At 76.3% G+C, this 25,015-nt stretch carries 20 protein-coding genes and 1 pseudogene; 11 read left to right on the top strand and 10 right to left on the bottom strand.

Going from position 1 to position 25,015, the window contains the following annotated elements:
* Positions 1 to 107: 107 nt before the first annotated feature.
* From ACIBPB_RS15790 to ACIBPB_RS15775, 4 genes are all read left to right on the top strand, one after another.
* The gene (locus ACIBPB_RS15790) at positions 108 to 1,043 is read left to right on the top strand and encodes a hypothetical protein (protein WP_396840316.1); all 936 of its coding nucleotides are present in this window, start codon (positions 108 to 110) and stop codon (positions 1,041 to 1,043) included.
* Positions 1,044 to 1,341: 298 nt separating this feature from the next.
* Positions 1,342 to 2,280 (top strand): hypothetical protein, encoded by a 939-nt coding sequence (locus ACIBPB_RS15785; RefSeq protein ID WP_396840315.1) that lies wholly within the window; start codon positions 1,342 to 1,344, stop codon positions 2,278 to 2,280.
* Positions 2,281 to 2,463: 183 nt separating this feature from the next.
* The gene (locus ACIBPB_RS15780; RefSeq protein ID WP_396840314.1) at positions 2,464 to 3,024 is read left to right on the top strand and encodes an RNA polymerase sigma factor; all 561 of its coding nucleotides are present in this window, start codon (positions 2,464 to 2,466) and stop codon (positions 3,022 to 3,024) included.
* Positions 3,014 to 3,784 carry a hypothetical protein gene (locus tag ACIBPB_RS15775; RefSeq protein ID WP_396840313.1) on the top strand — a complete coding sequence of 257 codons (771 nt, stop codon included), beginning with the start codon at positions 3,014 to 3,016 and terminating at the stop codon, positions 3,782 to 3,784. Before ACIBPB_RS15780 ends, ACIBPB_RS15775 begins: the two co-directional genes overlap by 11 nt.
* 216 nt (positions 3,785 to 4,000) lie before the next feature.
* Here the strand turns inward: ACIBPB_RS15775 and ACIBPB_RS15770 are convergent, their stop codons facing one another.
* The 3 genes from ACIBPB_RS15770 to ACIBPB_RS15760 form a co-directional block, all read right to left on the bottom strand.
* On the bottom strand, positions 4,001 to 5,479 hold the full coding sequence (locus tag ACIBPB_RS15770) for a pyridoxal phosphate-dependent decarboxylase family protein (protein ID WP_396840311.1): 1,479 nt from the start codon (positions 5,477 to 5,479) through the stop codon (positions 4,001 to 4,003).
* 127 nt (positions 5,480 to 5,606) lie between these two features.
* The gene (locus ACIBPB_RS15765; protein WP_357314419.1) at positions 5,607 to 6,989 is read right to left on the bottom strand and encodes an MFS transporter; all 1,383 of its coding nucleotides are present in this window, start codon (positions 6,987 to 6,989) and stop codon (positions 5,607 to 5,609) included.
* Positions 6,990 to 7,021: 32 nt separating this feature from the next.
* On the bottom strand, positions 7,022 to 7,336 hold the full coding sequence (locus ACIBPB_RS15760) for an MGMT family protein (RefSeq protein WP_396840310.1): 315 nt from the start codon (positions 7,334 to 7,336) through the stop codon (positions 7,022 to 7,024).
* 13 nt (positions 7,337 to 7,349) lie between these two features.
* Here ACIBPB_RS15760 and proB point away from each other — a divergent pair, with 13 nt between their 5' ends.
* Together proB and ACIBPB_RS15750 are read left to right on the top strand one after the other, a co-directional pair.
* Entirely contained in the window at positions 7,350 to 8,507 is a 1,158-nt protein-coding gene (gene proB / locus ACIBPB_RS15755) for a glutamate 5-kinase (protein ID WP_357314472.1), read from the top strand.
* A gap of 147 nt (positions 8,508 to 8,654) precedes the next feature.
* Entirely contained in the window at positions 8,655 to 9,896 is a 1,242-nt protein-coding gene (locus ACIBPB_RS15750) for a glutamate-5-semialdehyde dehydrogenase (RefSeq protein ID WP_396840309.1), read from the top strand.
* Positions 9,897 to 10,621: 725 nt separating this feature from the next.
* Here the strand turns inward: ACIBPB_RS15750 and ACIBPB_RS15745 are convergent.
* The 6 genes and pseudogenes from ACIBPB_RS15745 to ACIBPB_RS15720 form a co-directional block, all read right to left on the bottom strand.
* Positions 10,622 to 11,491 (bottom strand): annotated as a pseudogene (locus ACIBPB_RS15745) (hypothetical protein); the annotation flags it as partial.
* Between the two features lie 67 nt (positions 11,492 to 11,558).
* The gene (gene moeZ, locus ACIBPB_RS15740) at positions 11,559 to 12,806 is read right to left on the bottom strand and encodes an adenylyltransferase/sulfurtransferase MoeZ (RefSeq protein WP_396840590.1); all 1,248 of its coding nucleotides are present in this window, start codon (positions 12,804 to 12,806) and stop codon (positions 11,559 to 11,561) included.
* Positions 12,807 to 12,847: 41 nt separating this feature from the next.
* Positions 12,848 to 13,741 carry a DUF3152 domain-containing protein gene (locus ACIBPB_RS15735; RefSeq protein ID WP_357314424.1) on the bottom strand — a complete coding sequence of 298 codons (894 nt, stop codon included), beginning with the start codon at positions 13,739 to 13,741 and terminating at the stop codon, positions 12,848 to 12,850.
* 86 nt (positions 13,742 to 13,827) lie between these two features.
* Positions 13,828 to 14,703, bottom strand: a complete 876-nt coding sequence (locus ACIBPB_RS15730) for a DUF3152 domain-containing protein (protein WP_396840308.1) — start codon at positions 14,701 to 14,703, stop codon at positions 13,828 to 13,830.
* 5 nt (positions 14,704 to 14,708) lie between these two features.
* Complete coding sequence (locus tag ACIBPB_RS15725) at positions 14,709 to 15,713, bottom strand: alpha/beta fold hydrolase (RefSeq protein ID WP_396840307.1); 1,005 nt, start codon at positions 15,711 to 15,713, stop codon at positions 14,709 to 14,711.
* Positions 15,714 to 15,757: 44 nt separating this feature from the next.
* A complete protein-coding gene (locus ACIBPB_RS15720; protein ID WP_396840589.1) occupies positions 15,758 to 17,974 on the bottom strand; it encodes a hypothetical protein in 2,217 nt (738 codons plus the stop codon).
* A gap of 1,456 nt (positions 17,975 to 19,430) precedes the next feature.
* Here ACIBPB_RS15720 and ACIBPB_RS15715 point away from each other — a divergent pair.
* Both ACIBPB_RS15715 and ACIBPB_RS15710 read left to right on the top strand, forming a co-directional pair.
* Positions 19,431 to 20,069 (top strand): TetR/AcrR family transcriptional regulator, encoded by a 639-nt coding sequence (locus ACIBPB_RS15715; RefSeq protein WP_046563003.1) that lies wholly within the window; start codon positions 19,431 to 19,433, stop codon positions 20,067 to 20,069.
* Between the two features lie 65 nt (positions 20,070 to 20,134).
* Entirely contained in the window at positions 20,135 to 20,362 is a 228-nt protein-coding gene (locus ACIBPB_RS15710) for a DUF3107 domain-containing protein (RefSeq protein ID WP_357324220.1), read from the top strand.
* A 95-nt stretch (positions 20,363 to 20,457) separates the two neighbouring features.
* Here the strand turns inward: ACIBPB_RS15710 and ACIBPB_RS15705 are convergent, their stop codons facing one another.
* Positions 20,458 to 21,102, bottom strand: coding sequence for a ferritin-like fold-containing protein (locus ACIBPB_RS15705; RefSeq protein ID WP_396840306.1), 645 nt, complete (start codon positions 21,100 to 21,102; stop codon positions 20,458 to 20,460).
* 283 nt (positions 21,103 to 21,385) lie between these two features.
* Between ACIBPB_RS15705 and ACIBPB_RS15700 the strand changes: the two genes are divergently transcribed.
* The 3 genes from ACIBPB_RS15700 (at position 21,386) to ACIBPB_RS15690 (ending at position 25,012) form a co-directional block, all read left to right on the top strand.
* Entirely contained in the window at positions 21,386 to 23,038 is a 1,653-nt protein-coding gene (locus ACIBPB_RS15700; RefSeq protein WP_396840304.1) for a DEAD/DEAH box helicase, read from the top strand.
* Between the two features lie 127 nt (positions 23,039 to 23,165).
* Positions 23,166 to 24,374, top strand: coding sequence for a class I SAM-dependent methyltransferase (locus ACIBPB_RS15695; RefSeq protein WP_396840303.1), 1,209 nt, complete (start codon positions 23,166 to 23,168; stop codon positions 24,372 to 24,374).
* Positions 24,375 to 24,595: 221 nt separating this feature from the next.
* Entirely contained in the window at positions 24,596 to 25,012 is a 417-nt protein-coding gene (locus ACIBPB_RS15690; RefSeq protein ID WP_046562998.1) for a helix-turn-helix domain-containing protein, read from the top strand.
* The last annotated feature ends 3 nt before the right edge of the window (positions 25,013 to 25,015 follow it).

Here is a 25,015-nt window from a genome sequence, read left to right as displayed (position 1 = left end):
TTCGTGACAAAAACTGATGCAACGGTCAGTCGGTGCGGGACGTGTCCCCTGAGTCGGGCGGCGGAGACGCCGCCGCCCACCCCACGGGGATCACGGGAGGAAGCACCATGACCACACCTACGGCACGCATCGCCACCGCCCTGCTCGGCGGCACCGCGGCGCTGCTCGCCCTCGCCGCGCCGGCCGGCGCCGCGACCAGCCGGACGGCCGGCCCCGACATCAGCACCCAGCGCCTGGTCCTCACCCCCACCGACGAGGGGTACGTCGGGACCCTGACCGCCACGGTGACCAACCCGGGCCGGACCGCCACCACCGTCGACCTGATCCTCGCCGAGCCGGCCGGCGCCTCGTTCACCACCATCGAGCCGGGCGGCCCCTGCCTCTACACGGACCTGGTCGACAACCGCCAGGTGAGCGAGTGCTACGGCGGCCGGATCGAGCCGCACAGCACGATGACCTTCCAGCTCGGCTTCCACGTCTGGACCACCGTCCGCGACTACCCGATGGTGGCCCGGGGCGGCGAGATCGCGGTGCGGCCCTCCGGCGCCACCCGCCCCTCGGACACCGCCGCGTTCACCACGCTCTTCGCCTCACCCACCGGCGAGCTGCGCCACCCCCGCGCCTACCAGCAGGCGACCGCCACCGACCTGACGATCCACGGCGCCGACGTGGTGCTCACCCGCCAGCCCGACGGCAGCCTGCTGGGCCGGATGCCGGTCACCGTCCGGTACGGCAACGACGCCCCCTCCAAGCACGTCTACGCCACCGCCGACCTGCCGGCGGGCGTCACCGTCTGGGGCACCGACCCGCAGGACGACGTGAGCTTCCCCGACTCGTTCACCGTGCCGGGCGGCCGGTTCATGCCGGGTGAGGTGTCCAGCTTCGACGTCATCCTCCGGGCCCCGGCCGGCACCTCGGCCGGCGACCTGGGCAGCGGATCGTTCACCGTCGCGGCGAGCTACCACCCGCTCACCGAGGTGCCGGACGTCGACCCGGCCGACAACACCACCTCGTTCACCGTGCGGGCCGTCGAGGCCGGCTGACGGATGGCGACAGCGGGTGGGGCGGTCCGGCAGCACCGGGCCGCCCCACCGGCCTGTTAGCACTACGTACGCCTTCCGGTTCCTCGTCGATCCGGTGGCGCCACCAGCGGACGGCCAGCCGAAGGCTGAGTAAGGCAGTGAACACACTCTCCACGGTGGACGCGGGGGCATGGCGGTTGCCGGGCCCCACGTCGCATTCGCGACAAAAGCTGACGCAACGGCCAGCCGGAGCGGCACGTGTCACCTGTGTCGGGCGACGGAGACGCCGCCGCCCACGGGGATCACGGGAGGAACCGCAATGACCACACGTACGACACGGATCGGCACCGCCCTGCTGGGCGGCGCCGCCGCCCTGCTCGCCCTGGCCGCGCCGGCCGCGGCCGCGACCACCCGGGTGGCCGGCCCGGACATCACCGCGCAGCGCCTGGTCCTGACCCCCACCGACCGGGGGTACGTCGGAACGCTCACCGCGACCGTGACCAACCCGGGCCGGACCGCAACCACGGTGGACCTGGTCATCACCGAGCCGGCCGGCGCGTCCTTCACCAGCATCGAGCCCGGTGGCGGCCCTTGCTTCTACACCGAACTGGTGGAGAACCGGCTGGTCAACGAGTGCTACGGCGGCCGAATCGAGCCGGGGGCGAGCGTGACCTTCCAGCTCGACTTCCACGTCTGGACCACCGCCCGGGACTACCCGATGGTGGCCCGGGGCGGGCGGATCGCGGTGCTGCCGTCCGGCGCCACCGACCCCTCGGACACCGCTCGGTTCACCACCCTCTTCGCGTCCACCACCGGGGAGCTGCGCCACCCGCGCCCGTACCAGCAGGCCACCGCGACCGACCTGGCCATCCGCGGCTCCGACGTGGTGCTCACCCGGCAGGCCGACGGCAGCCTTCTGGGCCGGATGCCGGTGACCGTCCGGTACGGCAACGACGCCCCCTCGTTCGACGTCTACGCGGCCGCGACCCTGCCGGCGGGCGTCAGCGTCTGGGGCACCGACCCGCAGGACCTGCCGAGCTTCCCCGACTGGTTCACCGTGCCGGGCGGCCGCTTCATGCCGGGTGAGGAGCGGACCTTCGACGTCATCCTCCGGGCCCCGGCCGGCACCCCGGCCGGCGACCTGGGCAGCGGGTCGTTCACCGCGGCGGCGAACTACTTCGTCGGAGTGACGGTGCCGGAGGTCGACCCGGCCGACAACACCACCTCGTTCACCGTGCGGGCCGTCGAGGCCGGCTGACCAGATCAGGCGACAGCGGGTGGGGCGGTCCGGCAGCGCCGGGCCGCCCCACCGGTCTGCCGGCCCCCGGCCGAGGGGGCGTACCCGCTGGACACGCCGGACCGGTCCGGGCGAGGGTGCAACCTACCGGGCCGCTCGCGCGTGTGAGGGTGGATCCGGGGACCACCCGCGGGGAGGACAGGCATGACGGTCGGCATCTACGAACTGTTCGAGGAGCCTCCCGACGTGGCCGGGTCCACCGCCGACGAGTCGCGCGCCGCCGCCGACTTCGACGAGGTGTACGAGTACCACTTCCCGTCGCTCGCCGCCGAGCTGGCCGCCTACTGCGGGGACCTGGCGATGGCCCAGGACCTGGTCCAGGAGGCGTTCTGCCGGGCCTTCACCCGCTGGCCGACGGTCTCCCGCTACGACGACCCGGTCGGCTGGATCCGCCGGGTGGCGTGGAACCTCGCCACCAGCCGCTGGCGGCGGCTGCGTACCGCCCGCTCCTTCCTGCGCCGGCAGCGTGAGGAGCACGTGCCCGGCCCCAACCCGGACCGGGTGGCGGTGCGGGAGGCGCTGTCCCGGCTGCCCGCGCACCACCGCCGCGCGGTCGTGCTGCACTACCTCGCCGACCTGTCGGTGGCGGAGATCGCCGCCCAGGAGCAGGTGGCCGTGGGCACGGTGAAGTCCTGGCTGCACCGGGCCCGTACCGCGCTGGCCGTCCACCTGAGCAGCACGAGCGAGGTGTCCGATGAGGCCTGACCAGGGCGACGACCGGCTGCGCGGCGAGCTGACCGCGTACCACGGCAGCCTGCTGGCGCAGGTGGAGCCGGCGGGTTCGGTCGCGGTCCGCCGGGCGGTGCGCCGGCGGCGGCGCGTCGCGGCCGCGCTGGCCGGGGCGGGCGTGCTGGTGGTGATCCTGCCGCTGGCGAGGTGGGCGGGGTCCGGCCACGACGGCCCGGTCCCCACCGCGGCGGCCACGACCGCGCCGGCCGCCGCTACCCACGGGGCCGGGCCGGCCGCCGCGTCGCTCGCCCCCAACGCGGCGATCACCCGCGACGACCTGCTGGCCGCCACCGTCGAGCTGCCGGCCTGGCCGGACGGTACGCCGTGCCCGGCCGGCCCGGTCCGGCTGGTGGACCCGCCGGGCCGCCCCGGCGAGGTGATCCTGTCGACCTTCGCGGGCGGCTACGGCGACGTCGACTCCGACGGCCTCGCCGAGCCGGTGGTGCTGCTCCGCTGCCTGCGCGACAGCGGCGAGTACCCGGTGCAGGTGCTGGCCCTCGACCGCAACGCCAACGGGCGGATCGTCGTGCTGGGCGAGGTCTTCCGGTCCGACAGCACCAGGCCGGAGCAGGTCTACTCGCTCACCGTCCGGCCGGACGGCCTGGTCAACGTCGAGGTGACCGACGTGGTCCCCGCGTCCGGCGAACCCGGACCAGAGCACCGGCAGTGGCGCGGGTTCCGCTGGGACGGCCAGGCATTCCAGCAGGTCGACGGCCCGACCGGTTTCCCGGGCTGAGCCGCCCGGGGCGGGCGGACCGGAAAGTCACCCGGCGGGCGCAACCGGTCCCGGCGCTCGCGCGTGTCACCCCTGTGGCACCGCCGCCGTCTGGGGGGACGGCGTGACATCGGGGGCCGACGCCGGCCGGCCGGGTGACCTGCCGGCCGGCGTCGGTGGTCGGCCGTTCGCGGGCGCGGCCTCCGGCGCGCGGCCGGCCCGGCCGGCCCGCCGGCCTCACCAGGTCGGGCGTTGCAGCAGCCCGACGAACTCCACCAGCAGGCGCTCCCGCAGCGCCACCGGGGCGGCGTCGAGCAGGGTGTTCACCGCCGCCATCCGGTCCGGGGCCGGTCCCGCCCCGAGCCCCAGCCCGGCGGCGAGCTCCCCGATCAGTTCGGGGGTGAGCGCCGCCGGGCTGAGGGTGCCGGCCAGGGCCAGCAGCTCCGGCGGGAGCGCCACCGGCCCGGCCGCCCGGGCCGCCGCCACCGCGTCGGCCAGCGCCGGCCCGAACTCGGCCACCCGGGGGGCCACCGAGGCGGTCACCGTGAGGTGCACGCTGGCCGGCAGGCCGGCGTACCGGAGCTGCGGCTGGGTGTGCCAGCCCCGGGCGGTCAGCTCGTCGACCAGCACGAACAGGTCGAGGTCGGGGTCGCCGTCGGTGGTGAAGCAGACCACCGTCGACTGCGGTTCGGCCATCAGCCGCAGCCCGTCGACCGCGCGCACCGCGTCGGCCAGCCCGGCCACCGCCGCCCGGGTCTGCTCCGCCAGCCGCAGGTAGCCGTCCTCGCCGAGGTGGCGCAGGGTGGCGTACGCGCCGGCGATCGGACCGCCCGAGCGGGTCGAGGCGATCACCGGGTTGATCATCGTGTAGCCGGGCCAGTCCGCGTACGCGAAGTACTGCGGGGCCCGCAGCGCCGGGTTCCGGTGCAGCAGCACCGACACCCCCTTCGGCGCGTACGCGTACTTGTGCAGGTCGACGGAGATCGAGGTGACCCCGTCGACGGCGAAGTCGAACGCCGGCACCGGCGCGCCGAGCCGGCGCAGCCAGGGCAACGCCCAGCCGCCGAAGCAGGCGTCCACGTGGCAGCGCACCCCGGCCGCGCCGGCCACAGCGGCGATCTCCGCCACCGGGTCGACCACGCCGTGCGCGTACGACGGGGCCGAGGCGGCGACCAGCACCGTCTCCGGCCGGATCGCGGCGGCCACGTCCGCCACGCCGGGGCGCAGGGTGACCGGGTCGACGTCGACCGGGTCCAGGGTCACCCGCAGGTAGTGCGCCGCCTTGGCGAACGCGGCGTGCCCGCTGACCGGCACCACGATCCGCGGCTCGGCCACGTCCGGACGGGCGTCCCGGGCCGCCTTCACGGCCAGGATCAGCGACTCGGTGCCCCCGCTGGTGACGTTGCCGACCACCTCCGGCGCGTTCGTGCCGGGGCCGCCGCCGAGCAGCCGGGCGGCCGCCCCGACCAGCGCGTTCTCCATCGCCAGCAGGGACGGGAAGGCGGTCGGGTCGAGCCCGTTGACGTGCGCGCTCTCGGCGTACGCGGCCTGCGCCAGCTCGTCGAGCCCGGCCACGCCGGGGTCGTACACGTAGGCGAACAGCCGCCCCCCGTGGGTGGGCCGGTCGGCCGCCCGCAGGGCGCGGATCTCGTCGAGCACCCGCGGCGCGGGCACCCCCTCGACGGGGAGCGCGGTCGTTCCCGGCGCGTCGGTCATGGCTGTCGGGTACCTCTCTGGGTGCGGAACGGCGGCATGGGCCGGCGCGGGTCGGAACGCCGGTGCGGCGTGGGCCGGCGCGGGTCGGAACGCCGGCGCGGCGTGGGCCGGCGCAGGTCGGGGCGGCTCACGCCCGCGCCCCGGGTGCGACCGCCGGGCCGGCCCCGGCGGCGGCCAGCAGGGCCGGGGTCAGGGTGTAGCCGCGCAGCAGCAGCACCGGCAGCGCCACCAGCACGGCCGGCAGCACGGTGAAGCCGAGCAGCACGCCGAGCCGGGCCGTGCCGGACTGCGCCGCCGCGACCCCGGTGGACGAGGAGACATAGCCGGAGAGCTGGAGGACCAGGCCGTAGATCCCGGGACCGAGGGCGAGGCCGAAGGTCTCCCCGGCGGTCCAGAGCCCGGTGAACACCCCGGCCTGCCGGCGTCCGGTGCGCGCGGTGTCGTGGGCGATGCAGTCCGGCAGCATGGCGAGCGCGAAGACCTGCTGGCCGGCGTACCCGACGCCGATGAGCGCGACCACCGCGTACACCGCGGCGGCGGGCAGCGCCGGGGCGGCGACCAGGGCCAGCGCACCGGCGGCGAAGAGCAGCGACGCGAGGGCCAGCGCGCCGCGCTTGCCGAGCCGGGCGCCGGCCCGGGTCCACAGCGGCATGACCAGCAGCGCCGGCCCGACGAAGCAGGCGAAGAGCAGGGTCGGGCCGCCGTCCGGGTCGCGCAGCACCTGATCGGCGAAGTACTTGACCCCGGCCAGCACGGTGGCCACCCCGGCGGACTGGATCACGAAACAGATCAGCAGCACCCGGAACGGCCGGTTGCGGCCGGCGACGGCGAGCTGGGCGCGGAGGCTGGGCTCGCTCTCGCCCACCGTGCCGGTCGGCGCCGAGCGGGTGCCGAGGAACGCGCCGACCGTGCCGACCACGATGAGCGCGGCGACGAAGAGGCCCATCCAGCGGTGTCCCGGCACGCCGTCGCCGCCGGCGGTCACCACCGCCGGGGCCACCGCGCCGGAGACCAGGATGGCCAGCGCGAGCACCGCGATCCGCCAGCTCATCAGCCGGGTACGCTCCGCCGGGTCGTCGGTCAGCTCGGCCGGCATGGCCACGTACGGCACCTGGAAGAAGGCGAACGCGGTGGCCGTGGCCAGGAAGGCGACCGCCACGTACGCCCCGGCGGCCGGGCCGGCCCCGAACGGCGCGGCGAAGATCGAGGCGAAGAGCACCGCCAGCGCGAGCCCACCGCCGAGCAGGTACGGCCGGCGCGCGCCGTGCCGCGACCGGGTCCGGTCGGAGATCCGCCCGGCGACCGGGTTGACCAGCACGTCCCAGGCCTTGGGGAGCAGCACCAGCAGGGCGGCCACCCCGGCGGCCACGCCCAGGGTGTCGGTGAGGTACGGCAGCAGGAGCAGCCCGGGCACCGTGCCGAACGCCCCGGTGACCAGCGAACCCGTCGCGTAGCCGAGATGCACCCGGCGGGGCAGCCCTCCGGTGGGCCCGGCCCCCGTCCCTGTCATGGGGCCGAATGTTACTCACGTTATGTCCTGGCTCACACCCCCTCCTCCGGTGACCAGGCCGCCGCCGCCATGTCCACCCCCGCCGGGCGCAACGGGCAGCCCTCGGCCCGCAGCCGGGCGCGCGCCTCCCGCTCGTGCCCGGGTGGCAGCCGGCCGGCCGAGTTCACCACCCGGTGCCAGGGCACCCCGCCCCCGTGCCGGGCCATGATCGAGCCGACCAGCCGGGCCGAGGCGCGCCCGGACCGCTCGGCGAGCGCGTCGGCCACCGCCCCGTACGACATCACCCGGCCCGGCGGGATCCGCTCGACCAGCTCGAGCACCGCCTCCACGTACTCGTCAGGTGTCATGACCGGCCACGATATGGGAACGCGCCGGGGTCCGGCGGACCGCAGCGCGCAGAATGGTCCGGTGCGCGAAGCAGTCACCTCGGCCCGGCGGATCGTCGTCAAGATCGGTTCGTCCTCGCTGACCACCCCGGCGGGCGGGCTCGACGACGCCCGGGTCACCGCGCTGGTCGACAGCCTCGGCGCGCTCGCCGCCGACGGCCGCGAGGTGGTGCTGGTCTCCTCCGGCGCGATCGCCGCCGGCCTCGCCCCGCTCGGGCTGGCCCGGCGCCCCCGCGACCTGGCCACCCAGCAGGCCGCCGCCAGCGTCGGGCAGGGCCTGCTCATCGGCCGGTACGCGGCCAGCTTCGCCCGGCACGGGCTGACCGTCGGGCAGGTGCTGCTCACCGTCGACGACGTGACCCGACGGGCGCACTACCGCAACGCGTACCGGACCCTGCGCAAGCTGCTCGACCTGCGGGCCGTGCCGATCGTCAACGAGAACGACACGGTGGCCACCGAGGAGATCCGGTTCGGCGACAACGACCGGCTGGCCGCGCTGGTCGCCGTGCTGGTCGACGCCGACCTGCTGGTGCTCCTGTCGGACGTGGACGCGCTCTGGACCGGCGACCCGGCCCGCGCCGGCAGCACCCGGATCACCGAGGTGCACGGCGAGGGGGACCTCGCCGGCGTGAACATCGGCGGGGCGGGGCGGGCCGGGGTCGGCACCGGCGGCATGGTCACCAAGGTCGAGGCCGCCCGCATCGCCACCGGCTTCGGCATCCCGGTGGTGCTCACCGCCGCGCCGCTGGCCGGGTCCGCGCTGGCCGGCGAGGCGGTCGGCACCTTCTTCCACCCGAGCAGCCGCCGGCCGGCCGCCCGGCTGTTCTGGCTGGCGCACGCCACCGCGCCGCGCGGCCGGCTGCACCTCGACCCGGGCGCGGTGCAGGCGGTGGTGGGCCGGCGCAAGTCCCTGCTCCCGGCCGGGATCACCGCGGTGGACGGCGCGTTCACCGCCGGCGACCCGGTGGACCTGGTCGACGCCGAGGGCGCGCCGGTGGCCCGAGGGCTGGTCAACTACGACGCGGTGGAGCTGCCAGGGCTGCTCGGCCGGTCCACCTCCGAGCTCGCCGCGGCGCTCGGCCCGGCGTACGAACGGGAGGTCGTCCACCGCGACGACCTCGTCCTGCTGTGAGCATTGGCCCCCGGTGGACGCGTTCCGCGGTGCCGGGGGCCGGCCCGAACACCTGAAGGAGTACGTGATGAGCGAGCGCCAGCGAGCGGGTCAACGGTTCGGCGCGGCCGCGCCGCGTGGCGGCACGGAGTGCGGCGGAGTGCCGGAATGAGCGTCACCGAGCAGGCCCGGCGGGCCCGGGTCGCGGCGCAGGCGCTGGCCGTCGCCACCCGTACGGTCAAGGACGCCGCGTTGGTGGCGATGGCCGACGCGCTGCTCGCGCGTACCCCGGAGATCCTGGCCGGGAACGCGGCGGACCTGGCGGCCGGGCGCGCGGCCGGGCTGAGCGCGGCCGTGCTGGACCGGCTCGCCCTCGACGAGGGCCGGGTGGCCGGCATCGCGGGCGCGCTGCGGCAGATGGCCGCGCTGCCCGACCCGGTGGGCGAGGTGGTCCGCGGCGCGACCCTGCCCAACGGGCTGGAGCTGCGGCAGGTCCGGGTGCCCTTCGGGGTGGTCGGCATCATCTACGAGGGCCGGCCGAACGTCACCGTGGACGCCGCCGGCATCTGCCTGAAGTCGGGCAACGCGGCGCTGCTGCGCGGCTCCTCCTCGGCGGCGCACTCCAACGCGGCCCTGGTCGCCGTGCTGCGCGACGCCATCGCCGGGGCCGGCCTGCCGGCCGACGCCGTCCAGCTGCTCGATGCCAGCACCCGCGACTCGGTCAAGGAGCTGATGCGCGCCCGGGGCCTGGTCGACGTGCTCATCCCGCGCGGCGGCGCGTCGCTGATCCGGACCGTCGTCGAGGAGTCGACCGTGCCGGTGATCGAGACCGGGGTGGGCAACTGCCACGTCTACGTGGACGCCGCCGCCGACCTCGCCAAGGCCGTTTCGGTCACCCTCAACTCCAAGACGCAACGCCTCTCCACCTGCAACACCGCCGAGTCGCTGCTGGTCCACGCCGACGTCGCCGACGCCTTCCTGCCGGCGATGCTGGCCGCGTTCGCCGAGGCCGGGGTGACCGTGCACGGCGACGCGCGGGTCGCCGGACACTCCGACGCCGTGGTGCCGGCCACCGAGGAGGACTTCGACACCGAGTACCTCTCGGCCGACATCTCGGCCGCCGTGGTCGACTCGCTCGACGCGGCCGTCGCGCACATCCGCCGGTACGGCACCGGCCACACCGAGGCGATCATCACCGACTCGCAGTCGGCCGCCCGGGAGTTCGTGGCCCGGGTCGACGCGGCGGCGGTGATGGTCAACGCCTCCACCCGGTTCACCGACGGCGGCGAGTTCGGCTTCGGCGCCGAGATCGGCATCTCCACCCAGAAGCTGCACGCCCGCGGCCCGATGGGTCTGCCCGAGCTGACCAGCACCAAGTACGTCGTCACCGGCGACGGCCACCTGCGCTGACCCCGCCACACGGCCACCTCACCGGACCTCCCCGCAGGGCCACCGCGCAGGGCCACCGCGCGGGAGCAGCGCGCAGGGCCACCGCGCAGGGCCACCGCGCGACACCGCCGCGCGAGGCCACCACGGATTGCGGCAAGTCGTGGCATCCCAGCGCAGGGATGCCACGACTTGCCGCATCCCGCTCCCCGGGTGCTCGGCCCGACACGGGCGCAGGCCCGGCACGGGCGCAGGCCCGGCACGGGCGCAGGCCCGGCACGGGCGCAGGCCCGGCACGGGCGCAGGCCCGGCACGGGCGCAGGTCAGCCGGTCGGGGCGGCCGGTTCCGGTGGCGGGCCGGCCGGCTTCGGCCGCGGCAGCGGCACGACCGGCGGCGCCTGCTGGTCGATGTCCAGTGACGGCTCGACCACCCATGGGCTGAACGGCGACGGCGGCTCGGCCTCCGCCAGCGGCTCGGCTCCGCCCAGGGCCGAGAAAAACGCCGACGGCGCGTCGCCGCCTAGGGCCGAGGGGGACACCGGGGGTTCGGCGCTGCCCGGGGTCGACGGGGGCGCCGGCGGCGCGGGGGCCGGCGACACCGGTCCGGCAGGCGGCGGGGTCGACGCCGGAGCCGGGACCTCCGGCGGCGGCACCGGGCGGGGCGCGGGCACCAGCCGCGGCGACGGCGGTACGGCCGGCTGCGGCGGGAGGAGCGGCGCCCCGGAGACCGGGGCCTCGGGGATGCCCGGGCGGCAGGCCCGGATCGCGCGCAGCGTGGTGTGCACGTCGAACTGGTGGCCGTCGTCGCTGTCCCAGCCGCCGTCGCTGCGCTGGGTCTCGGCGAGCCGCCGGCGGGCGGCCACCAGCAGCCACTGTTGCTCGCCCACGTCGACCCGGCGCAGGGTGGCGGCGAGCCAGGCCACGTCGGCCGGGGACATTTCCGGGATCCGGTCGGCCAGCACCGCCTGGATCCGCGCCGACTCGTAGTACATCTGCTGGCGGTGCAGCACCGCGGCGGCCAGCCACCCGGCCGGCAGGAAGGACGGCCAGCTCCCGTCCGGGAGGAGCTGCGCGGCGAGCGTCTGTGCCGCCGCCTGCACCACCCCGGCGTACGCCCCGCCGACCCGGTGGTCGAGCGGCCCGCCGGCCCGGGCGTCCAGTCCTGCCACGGTCAGCCAGAACCCGGCGTTGGCGGTCAGGTAGAGGCGGGCCTCCGGATCGCCCGGGGTGGCCCACTCGGGGGCGAACCCGGCCAGCGACGGGTCCTCGTCCCAGCCGCCGTCGGGCAGTTGCCGGGCGGCGAGCCAGTCCAGCGCGTGCCGGGCGGCCGGACGGCCCAGCGCGCCGAGGTCGTCCAGCTCGGCCAGGCGGAAACAGGTCGCGTCGACGGAGGCGACCGCACCGTCCAGGATGGCGGGCCAACCGCCGCCGGGCGCCTGCCCGGCCTCGGCCGAGTCGAGCAACTCCGACGGCACCGGCGCGCCGGTGCGCAGCCGGTGCAGCCGGGCCCGGTCGACCGTGTCGCCGTGCGCCACGACGAAGCCGATCGCCGCCTCCAAATCCACCACGGCGGACACGCTACCGGCGCAAACGCGGTTACGCCTCGGTAGCTCGGCCAGGGGTGGCCCGGCCCACCGGCGACCCGCGCAGGCCCGTCCGGTGTCCGGGCGGACCTGCGGCGGAGGGTCAGTACGCCGGCAGCGACGGATCGATCTGCTTCACCCAGGAGAGCACCCCGCCCTGGACGTGCACGGCGTCCTTGAAGCCCGCCGCCTTCAGCGCGGCGAGCGCCTCGGCGGAGCGGACGCCGGACTTGCAGTGCAGCACGATCTGCTTGTCCTGCGGGAGCCGTGCCAGCGCCTCACCGGAGATGATCTCGCCCTTGGGGATGAGGGTCGAGCCGGGGATCCGGACGATCTCGTACTCGGCGGGCTCGCGGACGTCGACCAGGAAGATGTCCTTGCCGGCGTCCTGCCACTCCTTGAGCTCCAGCGCGGTGATGGTCGCGTCGACCACCGCCTCCTGGGCCTCCTCGGAGACCGCGCCGCAGAAGTCCTCGTAGTCCTCCAGCAGGTCGGTGACCGTGGGGTTCTCGCCGCAGAGCGCGCAGTTCGGGTCCTTGCGGACCTTGATCTTGCGGTAGCTCATCTCCAGGGCGTCGTAGACCATGAGCCGGCCGACCAGCGGCTCGCCGATGCCGGCGAGCAGCTTGATCGCCTCGTTGACCTGGATCGACCCGATGGACGCGCAGAGCACGCCGAGCACGCCGCCCTCGGCGCAGGACGGGACCATGCCGGGCGGCGGGGGCTCCGGGTAGAGGCAGCGGTAGCAGGGGCCGTGCTCGGCCCAGAACACCGACGCCTGGCCGTCGAACCGGTAGATCGAGCCCCAGACGTACGGCTTGCCGAGCAGCACGGCCGCGTCGTTGACCATGTAGCGGGTGGCGAAGTTGTCGGTGCCGTCGACGATCAGGTCGTACTGGGAGAAGATCTCCCGGACGTTCTCCCGGTCCAGCGCGGTGTTGTGGATCTCCACGTTGACCAGCGGGTTGATCTCCCGGATCGAGGCGGCGGCGGACTCGGCCTTGGACCGGCCCACGTCGGAGACGCCGTGGATCACCTGGCGCTGCAGGTTCGACTCGTCGACGGTGTCGAAGTCGATGATGCCGAGCGTGCCGACCCCGGCGGCGGCGAGGTACAGCAGGGCCGGCGAGCCGAGGCCACCGGCGCCGACACAGAGCACCCGGGCGTTCTTCAGCCGCTTCTGCCCCTCGACCCCGACGTCCGGGATGATCAGGTGGCGGGAGTAGCGACGGATCTCGTCTACGGTCAGCTCGGCGGCGGGCTCGACGAGCGGGGGCAACGACACGGTGGACTCCCCGGGATCGGCGGTGGGACCGCGCCATTGTCGCTCGACCGGGCAGGGATCGGCCATGATGAGGGCCACGTCGCCCGACATGCGGGAGCGGGAATAACTCAGACCCCGTCGACCGGCTCCCCCTCGTAGCGAGCCCCGTCGACGTACGGCCAGGCGTTGGCGACGCAGCCGTCCAGCCCGTACGTCTGCTGTTGCATCACCGGGGCCGGCGCGCCGGGGCCGGGACAGGCCTGGTGCAGCTCGCCGAGTTCGTGCCCGACCTCGTGGTTGATCACGTAGGTGCGGTAGACCGCCAGCGGGGCGCCGTAGTCCGGCACCGCCTCCATCCACCGGGCCAGGTTGATGATGACCCGGCCGGGCAGCCGGCAGGAGGTGTACCGCTCGGTGGCCAGGCCGCCCTCGGCGCACATCCGCTCGGAGGTGGCCGGGGTGGCCAGGTAGACGGTGAAGTCGGCGGCGGCCGCCTCGGCGACCCGCTGCACCCGCAGCTCACCCGAGGCGATCCAGCTCCGCGGGTCGGCGAGCACCTCGTCCACGGTGGCGGCGAACCCGTCGGCGTCCTGGCCGCTGCCCCGTTCGACCTCCACCCGGTAGCGGTGCAGTGGTCCGTCGTACCCGCGCACCGGGGAGCGGCCGCCGGCTGCGGCGAAGCTGCCGGGTCCGTCCGTCGGGTAGCCGGTCGGCTCGTCCCGGGCCCCGGCGCCGACGCCGTGCGCCAGCCGGGCGTCGCCGGCCGCCACCGGCGCGGGGTCGGCGGGCCGGCGGACCAGGTCGGTCAGGCCGGCCGCGGCGCCGGCCAGCGTCCCGGCGACGAGCAGGAGCAGCAGGGTACGGCGCCGGCGGCGGCGCATCCGCCGCAGGCCGGGGCGGGCGGGCGCGCCGGTACGCGGCCGTGCCGGCGGGCGGTCGAAGTCGAGCCGAACGGGACGGGCGCCGGCTCCCGGCGACGCCCCGGCCTGGGCAGGCGGGTCGGAAGGGGACGACGACGTCATGGCACCAGCGTGCCATGCAATTCGGGCATTTGGCTGCTTTTACCGCTTGTTCCGCGAAATACTTCTCATCGCCACGATCAGGTCTTTCACCCCTGAGGGCCGGTGTAGCGCCGGCCGTTCAGGTACGGCCACGGGTTCGGCCGGCAGCCGTCGAGGAAGAGGGTCTGCTGCTGCATCACCGGCGCCGCCCGCCCGACCCCCGGACAATCCTCGTGGTGGTGTCCCAGCTGGTGCCCCACCTCATGGTTGACCACATAGAGCCGGTAGGTGTCCAGGGGCATCCGGGCGGCCACCAGATGCGGCGCCGAGGTGCGCCACCGGTCCAGGTTGATGACCACCTTCCCGGTCACCCGGCAGGAGGTGTACGGCACCCCGCCCTTGCGGATGTCGATGCCGCCACGCCGGCACAGCTGGGCGGCGGTGTCCCGGGTGGCGAGGTAGACGGTGAACTCGGACCGCGCCCCGGGGGCCACCCGCTGCAACCGCAGCCGACCACTGTCCACCCAGCTCCCCGGCCCGGTCAACGCCCGCTGCACGGCGTCGCCGAAGGCTTGGACATCCTCGCCGGACCCGTTCTCCACCGCCACCCGGAACCGCCGCAGCGTGCCCGATTCGCCCAGCACCCGCCCCGGCCGCGCGTCGTAGCCGAAGGTCCCCCGGCCGTGCGCGGGCACCGGGCCGGGCAGCGCCAGCACCGGCGCGGACGGCTTCGGGCTCGGCGACGGGCTCGCCGGGACCGACGGCGACGGCGGCGGCGACGACTCCACCGGCTGCGCCACCGACCCGTCGCTGACCAGCAGCCCCACCCCGGCGGAGGGGCGTTGCACCGCCACCCCCACCCCGACCGCCGCGGTGGCCAGGAACGCGAGCACCACCAGCGCGGACCGCCAGCGGCGGGCGGCCGGGCGGCGGCGCGGGGCGGTACGGGTGACGGCGCGGCGCGGCGGTGCGGAGGCGGGCATCCGGGTCAGCCTGCCATGTCCCGGCCCGGCCCGCTCTCCCCCGTTCCGGCAAACGGCCTGTTCCCGGCCTCGGCGAGCAGCCCCAGCACCGCCCGGGCCACGATCCGGGGCACCTCCAACTGGGCCACGTGCCCGACCCCGTCGAGCATCAACAGCCGGCTGTCCGGGATCACCCGGGCGGCCTGCGGGGCCACCCGCACGTCGACCAACCGGTCCTGCCGGCCCCCGATCACCAGGGTGGGCACCGGCACCGTCGCCGCCAGCCGCCACAGCGAGCCCGAGCCCGGCAGGTACGACCGCAGGAAGCTGGAGACCAGGCCGCGGAACGTGCGGACGTACGCGGCCGCGTAGTGGGTCGCCTCGTAGCGGATCCGGATCTCCTCCACCGCCTCCCGCCGGCGCTGCTCGCTGATCCGGGTCAGGTCGGCGATGCACGCCTCCATCACCTGCTGGGCCATCACCTCGGGGGCGAGCTGGGCCAGCCGCCAGGCGGCCACCCGCTCGGCCCGGGGGATCGCCAGCAGGGGCAGCATCCGGCCCTGCAACGAGCGCCGGAAGTCCAGGAACGGCAGCGCCGGGGAGATCAACGTCAGGGTGCGGACCAGGTCGGGCCGGAGCGCCGCCACCCGGACCGAGACGGCACCGCCCAGCGAGTTGCCGAACAGGTGCACCGGCCCCCGGTCGCTCTGCTCGATCCAGCGCACCACCCGGTCCGCGAAGGCGGGAATCGTGTAGCGCGGGCCGGGCTCGCTGCGGCCGAAGCCGGGCAGGTCGATCGCCTGCCCCGCCAGCCGGCCGGCGAGCAGACCGGCCAGGTCCGTCCAGTTCTGCGCCGACCCGCCCAGCCCGTGCACGTAGAGCGCCGGCTCGGCGTCCGGACCGGTCGCCGGGGTCTCCCGGACGTAGCTGACCGTGCCGTCGAGGAGCACCTCCCGCCCCGGCCACGGCGGCGGGAGCGGGAGGTGGGGCGCGGGCAGGCTGTCGTCCGGCCAGAGCGAGGCGGGCTTCATGACCCCAGTCTTCCCCGCGCCGGAGCCGGACCACACCGGCCGGCTCAGGCCAGCAGGGCCTCCAGCCGCCGGTTCACCGCCGCCAGGGTCGCCCGCACCACGGCCTGCCGGGGATCCCCGGCGACCAGGGCGGACCCGGCGAGCTGCTCCACCCAGCCGTCGCAGACCAGCAGCACCACCACGGTGGCCACCTCGCAGTTGCCGAACGGCACCACGGCGGCGTGCTCGACGAAGCAGCGCCCCCGCTCCCCGGTCAGCACCGCCTGGCCGAGCAACTCGTCCACCGAGGCCGCGGCGGCCACCGCGCAGAGCCGCAGCACGTACCCGTCGACCGCCGGCCCGGTGGCGTGCCCCTCCGCCGTCCGGTCGCCGGCGATCAGCCGTACCTCCACGGTGGCGTCGAGACCGAAGGTGCTCACCTGGACGTGGTCGATCACCGCCCGCGGGCCGGGCAGGCCGCCGGTGTCCAGCGGGCGCGACGGCGCGGTCTCCGTCGTGGTCATCTGCCCACCGGAGTACGACGTGCCGACCGTGGCCGGGCTGCCGGTGGGCGTACCGGTCGGGGCCGACGCCAGCGACGACTCCTCCACCGCCGCGCGGCCCCGGTGCGTCGTGCCGGGGCGGCGGCGGCGCGGCGGCTCACCACCCGGCTCGTCGTCGACCTCGGCGGGCGGCTCGGCGAGCCGGCTCCCGCGCGCCTCGGTGCCGCCGAAGCGCCCCTCGCCGGCCCGGTTCTCCGCGACCCGGCCCTCGGCGGCGCGCCCCGGCCAGTGCCCGGCGGGACCGTCCTCGCCCTCGCGCGACCCGGTCGAGCGCGCCCCGGCCGCCCGGGACTCGGCCGGGCGGGACTCGGCGGCCCGGGACTCGGCCGCCTGGGTGTCGGCGGCCCGGATGTCGGCGGCGCGGGACTCGACGGCCCGGGACTCGGCGGCGCGGGACCCGGCGGCGCGGGTGTCGGCGGCGCGGGTGTCGGCGGCGCGTGGCGAGACCGAGCGGCGGCGTACCGGCGGCGGGGTGGCCGGCGTGCCAGGCAGGTTCTGCGGGGCGGCGGCCAGCCCCATCCGCTCCTGGAGCAGGCGGGCCACCATCCGGCTCACGTCGGCCGCGTCGGCGCCGTCGGCGAGGTCGAGCCGGAGGCTGTGCGCGCCGGCCGGGGTACGCCGCAACGCCGCGTCCCGGACGCCGGGCACCTCGCGGACCGCGTCCAGGATGGCGTTGACGTCGAAGCCCTCGGGGCGCTCCCGCAGCGGCGCCGGCTCGTCGTCGCGGCGCAGGTGGGTGGCGATGCGGGCGAGTTCCGGCGTCTCGGCGGACGGTTCCACGGCTGGCGGCTCCGGCACGACGGGCACGTCCGGCTCGGCGGGGACGCGCTGCGGCAGCACCACCGGGGCGGCCTCCGCCGCCTCGGGCTCGGCGACCGGCTCGGCCGGCGGCGCGGTCTCGGGTGCCGACCGGCGGGCCGCGTAGGGCGGGGCGACGGTCGACTCGGCGGCCGGCACGCGCTCGACGCCGGCCGGGCCGATGGCGGGCGCCGCCGGCTCGCCGGGCGGCTCCGCGACGGCGCGCGGCCGGTACGGGCCGCTGTCGCGCTCCTCGGCCCGCCGGGCGCCGGGGGCGGGCCCGGCCGGCCCGGCGTCGGCGGGAGCCGGGCGAGGAACCGGCGGAGCGCTGGTCGGTGCGGCGTACGGGGGCGCGCCGAACGGGGTCACCGGGACGGGCGGCCCGGCCCAGGACGGCCGCTCCGGGACCTCCCGGGTCGCCGGCTCGGGTACCGGTGCCGGCTCACCACCGCGGGGCGTCTCGTAGGGTCGGCCCGCCTCCGCCCAGGACGGCTCGTATCTCGGTGACGGCTCGGCGCGCACCGGCTCGTACGGCCGCGCCGGCTCGGCGCGCGCCGGCTCGTATCCCGTCGCTGGCTCGTATCCCGTGGCCGGTTCGTATCCCGTGGCCGGCTCGGTGCGGGGCAGCTCGTACCCCGGAAACCGCTCGGCCCGGGGTGGCTCGTGCCCCGCGGGCTGCTCCGCCGGGCGCGGCTCGTACCCGCCCGGCTGCTCCGCCGGGCGCGGCTCGTATCCGCCGTGCTGCTCCGCCCGCCGCGGCTCGTACCCGCCGGCCGGCTCGGCCCCGGGTGGCTCATAGCCCCCGGACCGCTCGAGCCCGGGCTCGTACCCGCCCGACCGCTCGGCCCCGGGCTGCTCGTACCCGCCCGACCGCTCGGCCCCGGGCTGCTCGTACCCGCCCGACCGCTCGGCGCCCGGCAGCTCGTACCCGCTCGGGCGCTCGGCCCCGGCAGGCGGATACCCAGCGGACCGCTCGCCGCCGGGTGGCTCGTACCCGCCGGGTCGCTCGGCCCTGGACGGCGCGTACCCCGTGGGCTGCTCGGCGCGGGTCGGCTCGGACGGCGGGGTTGGCCCCGGCGCCCACTCGTCGCGGGCGCGGCGGGCGGCCGGGCCGTCCTCCCGGCCCGTCGCCGCGTCGGCTTCCCGGGCGCCCGGCTGCTGCTCCTCGCCGACGGCGCGGAGCGCGGCCGGTCCGGGCTCGGCGCCGCCCCGGTGGCCGCTGACCGTGTCCGGCCGGCCCCACGGCGGCGCCCAGGCCCCGCTCCTGCTCGGCTGGTTCCAGCTCGGCGCGGCCCAGTCCGGTGCACCGGGCGGGCCGGCCGGCTGCTCGGCAGCCGGGCCGGTGCGCTGCTCGTCGGCGGTGCCGCGCGGCGGGCCGGCCGGGGTCGGGTCGGGTCCCGGCGGGGTGGTGCGGTCGGCCCAGCGCGGCTGGGCGGGCGGCGGGCGGTCGCCCCAACCCTGGGCGGCCGGGGACACCGGATGCTCCGGTTCGGCCGGCGGCGCGGACGACGGCCGAGCGGACCGGTCCGGCTCGGCCGGGGGCGCGGAGGACGGCCGCCCGGCCCATCCGGCGGAGAGCGATGGCGGCTCGGTCGGGGGCCGGTCGGCCCAGCCCCGGGAGAGCGACGGTGGTTGCTCGGCGGACCGGTCGACGGCCGGGGCGTGGAAGCCGGGCGGCACCTCGAATCCGCTGGCGGCCGCGCCGACCGGCGGCACCTGGAGGGCCGGCGGCGCGGAGGACGGGACACCGCCGTCGGCCCAGCGCCCGGCCGGCGGCTCGTCGGAGGCGTGCCGGGCCGGCCCGGACTCCGCGTCGGCGGCCGGCTGCTCCATCCCGGGCGCCGGCCGCTGGGCCGGCACGACCGGCCGGTCGGTCTCCCGGTGCGGCGGGTCGACGGGTGGGGCACTCACCGGTGCCTGGCGGGCCACGGGCGATTCCTCCCCGGCGTGCGGCACGCCGTTGACGTGTCGGCCGTTGACCCGGACCGACGGCTCCTCGACGGGCAGGGCCGGCAGTGGGGCCGGAAGATCGCCGTAGCGGGGTGAGGAGGCGGCCCAGCCGGTGGCGGGCTCGGACCGGGGCCAGCCGCCGGGCGCGTCCGCGCCCCGGGCCCAGCCGGTCGCCGGGGGCGCCCACCCGCTGCCGGTACGGGCCAGGTCGTCCTGCCGACCCGTCCCGTCGCCGTGCTCTCCCGGGGTGGGGGCTCCGGGTTGCCCTGATTCACTCACCGTGCGCTCCTTGGTCGCCCCCGCTGAGGCTACCGTGTGGTGACAGTGGCGATAAGTTACAGCGGCGGGCCAATTCCGGGACGGGTTCACCTACCCCGACCGGTTCGGGTGATAAGTGCCGGCTCGTACTAGGAACTCGGAGGATCCCATGACCGCTGTGGGGAACGGTGCGCAGACCACCGGCCGGCCCACCCGGCTGCCCCGCTCGGCTCGCCGCAAGCAGTTGCTCGCGGCGGCGCAGGAGGTGTTCGTCGCGCAGGGCTACCACGCCGCGGCGATGGACGACATCGCCGAGCGGGCGGGAGTCTCCAAGCCCGTGCTGTACCAGCACTTCCCGGGCAAGATGGAGCTGTACCTGGCGCTGCTGGACACGCACTGCGACGCCATCGTGGCCAAGGTGCACGACGCGATGCGCGGCACCAACGACAACAAGGAGCGGGTCGGCGCCGCGGTGCGCGCCTACTTCGACTTCGTCGACCACGAGAGCGAGGCGTTCCGGCTGGTCTTCGAGTCGGACCTGCGCAACGACCCGGCCGTCCGGCAGCGGGTGGAGCGGGTCGAGCAGGGCTGCATCGCCGCGATCACCGACACCATCATCTCGGACACCGGCGTGAGCCGGGCGCACGCCGAGCTGCTCGCCTCGGGTCTGGTGGGGGCGGCGGAGACGGCCGCGCAGTTCTGGCTGGCCGGCGGCCGGCAGGTGCCGAAGGCCGAGGCGGAGGCGCTGGTCGCGGCCCTGTCCTGGCGGGGTATCGCCAGCTTCCCGCTGCAAGGTGAGTCAGCCTGAACATGGCGCCGCCAGATCGGATAGCCTTCCCACGGCGGCACTTTCGCCCCAGTTGAGGAGGCACAGTGGAGGTCAAGATCGGCGTGCAGTACGCGCCGCGGGAGCTGGTCCTGGAGAGCGCGCAGTCGCCGGCCGAGATCGAGCAGATCGTGACCGACGCTCTCGCCAAGGGTGAGGGCAGCCTCTCCCTGACCGACGAGAAGGGCCGTCGGGTCATCGTGCCGGTCGGCAAGGTCGCCTACGTCGAGATCGCGGAGTCCTCGCCCCGCGCGGTCGGGTTCACCGTCCGCTGATTCCCTGCCAGGTGGCCGTGGCGGGGTGACCCGCCACGGCGCCACGGCCCCGCGCCAGGGGTCCTCGCACCGGCCGGGGACGGCGCCACCGGGCCTCAGTTGTTCAGCCCCGCGGCGGTCATCCGCGCGGTGTGCGCGTCGGTGATCCGCCGGAACAGCCCGGGCACGTCCACGCCTTCCCGGCGGGCGATCAGCGCGGTGAGCGCGCCCCGGTCGGCGGCGGCCACCCGTCCGGCCTGCGACAGCGCCTCGCCGAGCAGCCGCCGGGCCCACATCGAGAGCCGGTTGGCGACCCGGGGGTCGGCGGCGATGCCGGCGCGGATCTCGGCGGCCGCGAACTCGGCGTACCGGGTGTCGTGCAGGACGTCGAGGACGAGCCGCCGCTCCGGCCCGTCCAGCCCGTCGGCGATCTCCCGCAGGAAGTCGTCGGTGATCGCGTCCCCCACGTACGCCTTCGTCACCGCCTCCAGCCAGTCCCGCGGCTCGGTCGAGTCGTGGTACGCCTCCAGCGCCTCGGCGTACGGGGCCACGGCGTCCTCGGGCGTGGCGCCGAGCGCGGCGATCCGGTCGGTGATCCACCGGTAGTGGGCGATCCCGGCGGCGGCCAGCTCGCTGAGCGCGGCCCGTCGACGCAGGTCGGGGGCGAGCCGGGCGTCGGCGGCGAGCCGGTCGAAGGCGAGCAGTTCGCCGTACGCCACGAGGCCGAGCAGGTCGACCGCGGCGGGGTCGGGGGCGGGCACGAGGGCAGGCTACCGCCCGGATGATCTGTGGTCCAGGTCACATCTGTCACCCCCGGACGCCGCCCGCTCACCCGGAATGAGGACTGCCCAGGGGTGGTTCAGGTAGGATGAGACAGTTGCCGTGGGCACCGATCCGACCAGCTGAGCTGGTCACCGCCGGTCCCCGGCGCGCGTGCGGCCCGGTCCGGCTCGGCGTACCGCCCCCGACCGTGTGGCCCGCGCCATACCGAACGCGCCCTGAGGACATGAGGGGCGCACCACGAGAGGGCACCCCCACATCCAGATGAGTGAGCAGACTGAAGGCCAGCCACTGGCCCCCACCGCTCCGGTCCGTCCGGAGGCCCCCACATTCGCCGCGCTCGGCGCCCGCCCGGAGACCGTCGAGGCCCTGGCCGCCGCCGGCATCACCCGCGCCTTCGCCATCCAGGAGTACGCGCTGCCGATCGGGCTGCGCGGCGTCGACCTGATCGGCCAGGCGCCGACCGGCACCGGCAAGACCCTCGGCTTCGGCATCCCGCTCCTGGAGCGGGTCTTCGCCCCGGCCGAGGGCAGCGACGGCGTGCCCCAGGCACTGGTCGTCGTCCCCACCCGCGAGCTGGGCCTCCAGGTCGCCAAGGACCTCGACGCCGCGGGCCGCACCCGGGGCGTCCGGGTGCTGCCGATCTACGGCGGTGTGGCGTACGAGCCGCAGGTCGAGGCGCTGCGCAAGGGCGTCGAGATCCTGGTCGGCACCCCGGGTCGGCTGCTGGACCTGCAGAAGCAGAAGCACCTGCGGCTGGACCGGGTGCGCGCGCTGGTGCTCGACGAGGCCGACCGGATGCTCGACCTGGGCTTCCTCGACGACGTCGAGAAGATCCTGGCGATGCTCCCGGAGGACCGCCAGACCATGCTCTTCTCGGCCACCATGCCGGACCCGATCGTGGCCCTGTCCCGGCGCTTCCTGCGCCGGCCGGTGACGATCCACGCCGGGCACACCGCCGAGACCGGCCCGTCGCCGCAGACCACGCAGCTCGCCTACCGCACCCACTCGATGAACAAGGTCGAGATCGTGGCGCGGATCCTCCAGGCGGAGGGGCGAGGGCTGACCATGATCTTCACCCGGACCAAGCGGGCCGCCGACCGGGTCGCCGAGGACCTCGACTTCCGCGGCTTCGCGGTCGCCGCCGTCCACGGCGACCTGGGCCAGGGCGCCCGGGAGCGGGCGCTGCGGGCGTTCCGGGCCGGCAAGATCGACACGCTGGTCGCCACCGACGTGGCGGCCCGGGGCATCGACGTCACCGGCGTCACCCACGTCATCAACTACGACTGCCCCGAGGACCAGGACACCTACACCCACCGGATCGGCCGCACCGGCCGGGCCGGGGCAACGGGTGTCGCGGTGACCTTCGTCGACTGGGACGACATGCCCCGCTGGCGGATCATCGACAAGACCCTCGGTCTCGACATGCCCGAGCCGCCGGAGACGTACCACACCTCCCCGCACCTCTACACCGACCTGGACATCTCGCGCGAGATCAGCGGCACCCTGCCGACCGCCGAGCGGACCCGGGCCGGGCTCGCCGCGGAGGTCGAGGAGGACCTCGGCGGCCGGTCGCGGCGCGGTGAGCGCGACCGCGGTGAGCGTGGCGGGCGGCGCGGCGACAGCCGGGGCCGGGAGCCGCGCCGGGGTCGGGCTGGCGATGCGCCCGCGGCGCCGGCCGAGGCCAACGGTGCCGAGACCGCCGAGGGCGAGCGCACCCCGCGTCGGCGGCGGCGCCGCCGGGCGGGCGAGGCGGTCGCCGGCGAGCCGACCGCGGTGATCTCCAACGACGGCGGTGCCGAGCCGGCCGCGTCGGCCGTCGAGGGCGAGTCGGTGCCGAAGCCGCGCCGCCGCCGGCGCCGTCGTGGTGGCAGCGGATCGGGCAGCGGTACGCCGGCCGAGGCGACCGCCGACTGACAAGCGACAGGTGACGGCCCTCGGACTCCGGTCCGGGGGCCGTCGTCCGTCCCGGGTGATCCACCGCCGGAAACGCCCGTTCTCCGCAGCCCGCGCCGCCGCCCGCCACGACGAGAAAGATCGAGTGATGCCGGAACCGTTGGACGCCGCCCTCGCCGAGGTGCGGGCGCTGCTGCTCGACCCCGCCCTGACCCGCGCGGTCGCCGCCGGCCGGCGACGCGGGCTGCGGCCCACCGTGGTCCGGGCCGAACTGCGGCCGGTCACCCTCAAGGCCGGCCCCCGGCTCCAGATCTCCACCTCCGACGGCGCCCGCCCGTACACCCGGAACGTGGCGCCGGGCGCGGAGGCCGGCGCGGCGGTCGACGCGCTGCTCGCCGAGCCGTTCGGCAACTGGCACGTGGAGACGGCCGACGCCACGCTCCAACTGCGGGTCACCAAGTCCGGCGAGGCGCAGGTGCACCGCGCGGCGGCCAGCCGGCCCGCGCCGGAACCCGGCGGCCACGACCGGGCCAAGGACTGGCTGCTCGACCCGGGCGACCCGCTCTTCGCCGAGATCGGCGGCTCGGCGGCCAAGCGCCGCCAGGTGGACGCCTTCCTGCGCGCGCTCGCCGCCACCCTGCCGGACGACCTGACCGGGCCGCTCCGGGTGGTCGACCTGGGCTGCGGGAACGCGTACCTGACCTTCGCCGCGTACCGGTTCCTGACCGGGCGCGGGCTGGACGTCGACCTGGTCGGGGTGGACGTCCGCGAGGACCAGCGCCGGCGCAACAGCGAACTGGCCGGGCGGCTGGGCTGGGCCGAGCGGGTGCGCTTCGTGGCCGGCACCATCGCCGACGCGGTGGTCGAGCCCGCCCCGGATCTGGTGCTGGCGCTGCACGCCTGCGACACCGCCACCGACGAGGCGCTGGCCCGCGCCGTACGGTGGGGCGCCCGGTGGGTGCTCGCCGCCCCCTGCTGCCACCACGATCTCGCGGCCCAGTTGCGGTCCCGGCCCGCGCCCGAGCCGTACGACCTGCTCACCCGGCAGGGCATCCTGCGGGAGCGGTTCGCGGACGTGCTGACCGACGCGCTGCGGGCCGGCCTGCTGCGGCTGCACGGCTACCGGGCCGAGGTGGTGGAGTTCGTCGATTCCCGGCACACCCCGCGCAACCTGCTGATCCGAGCCCGGCTGACCGGGACCGCGCCGACCGACGCGCAGCGCGCCGAGTACCGGGACCTGGTCGGTCAGTGGGGCGTCGCGCCCCGGTTGGCGACCCTGCTCGCCGACCCGCCGGGCCTGACCGCCCCGGACCGGCCCGCCTCGGTTGGCGCCCCGCGCCCCGACTCGCCGGCCTGACGGCACCGGACCGGCCCGCCCCGGTTGGCGCCCCGCGCCCCGACTCGCCGGCCTGACCGCGCCGGACCGGCCCGGCGCCGCCCGCCGCGTACGGCCGGAGCGGCGGATCGAGTCCCGGTCACGGGACCTTCCGACCGATCAGTCAGTTGTTTCCGGGCCCGGCCGTACTACCCTCGATGCGCAGAGTCGAGTGCGCCCGCGGAAGGGGAAGACCCGAAAGGATGGGGTCCGCAGAGGTTTCACCGCAGATGGCCTTCGCGCGGTTCGTCCGGCGCGCGATCGACGACGCCCGCGAGGAGCGCGGCTGGACGGTCACCGACCTGGCCACGCACACCGGCGTGGGGCGCTCCACGGTGTTCCGCTGGCTGGCCGGTGACTGGCAGGACTACCCCGAGCTGGCCAAGGTGCGCGGCTTCTGCGCCGCGCTGGACCTGCCGGTGGCGGCGGCGTTCCGGGCCCTGGGCCTGCCCGACGCCGGTCACGTCCCCCGCCGCCGGGGCGACGACGCGCCGGTGGAGGCGGACGTGCGGGTGATCCTGGAACGACTCGCCGACCCGACGGTGCCCGCGGAGGAGAAGCACCACATCCGGGACCTGCTCCGCTACCTGGCCCGCCGCCCGGTGCGCCGGGCCGGCTGAGCC

The sequence above is a fragment of the Micromonospora sp. NPDC049836 genome, assembly GCF_044465125.1.
In the GTDB taxonomy this organism is placed as follows: Bacteria; Actinomycetota; Actinomycetes; order Mycobacteriales; family Micromonosporaceae; genus Micromonospora.
Note: the sequence above shows the minus strand (reverse complement) of the source record. Positions and strands in the feature narration are given on the sequence as shown.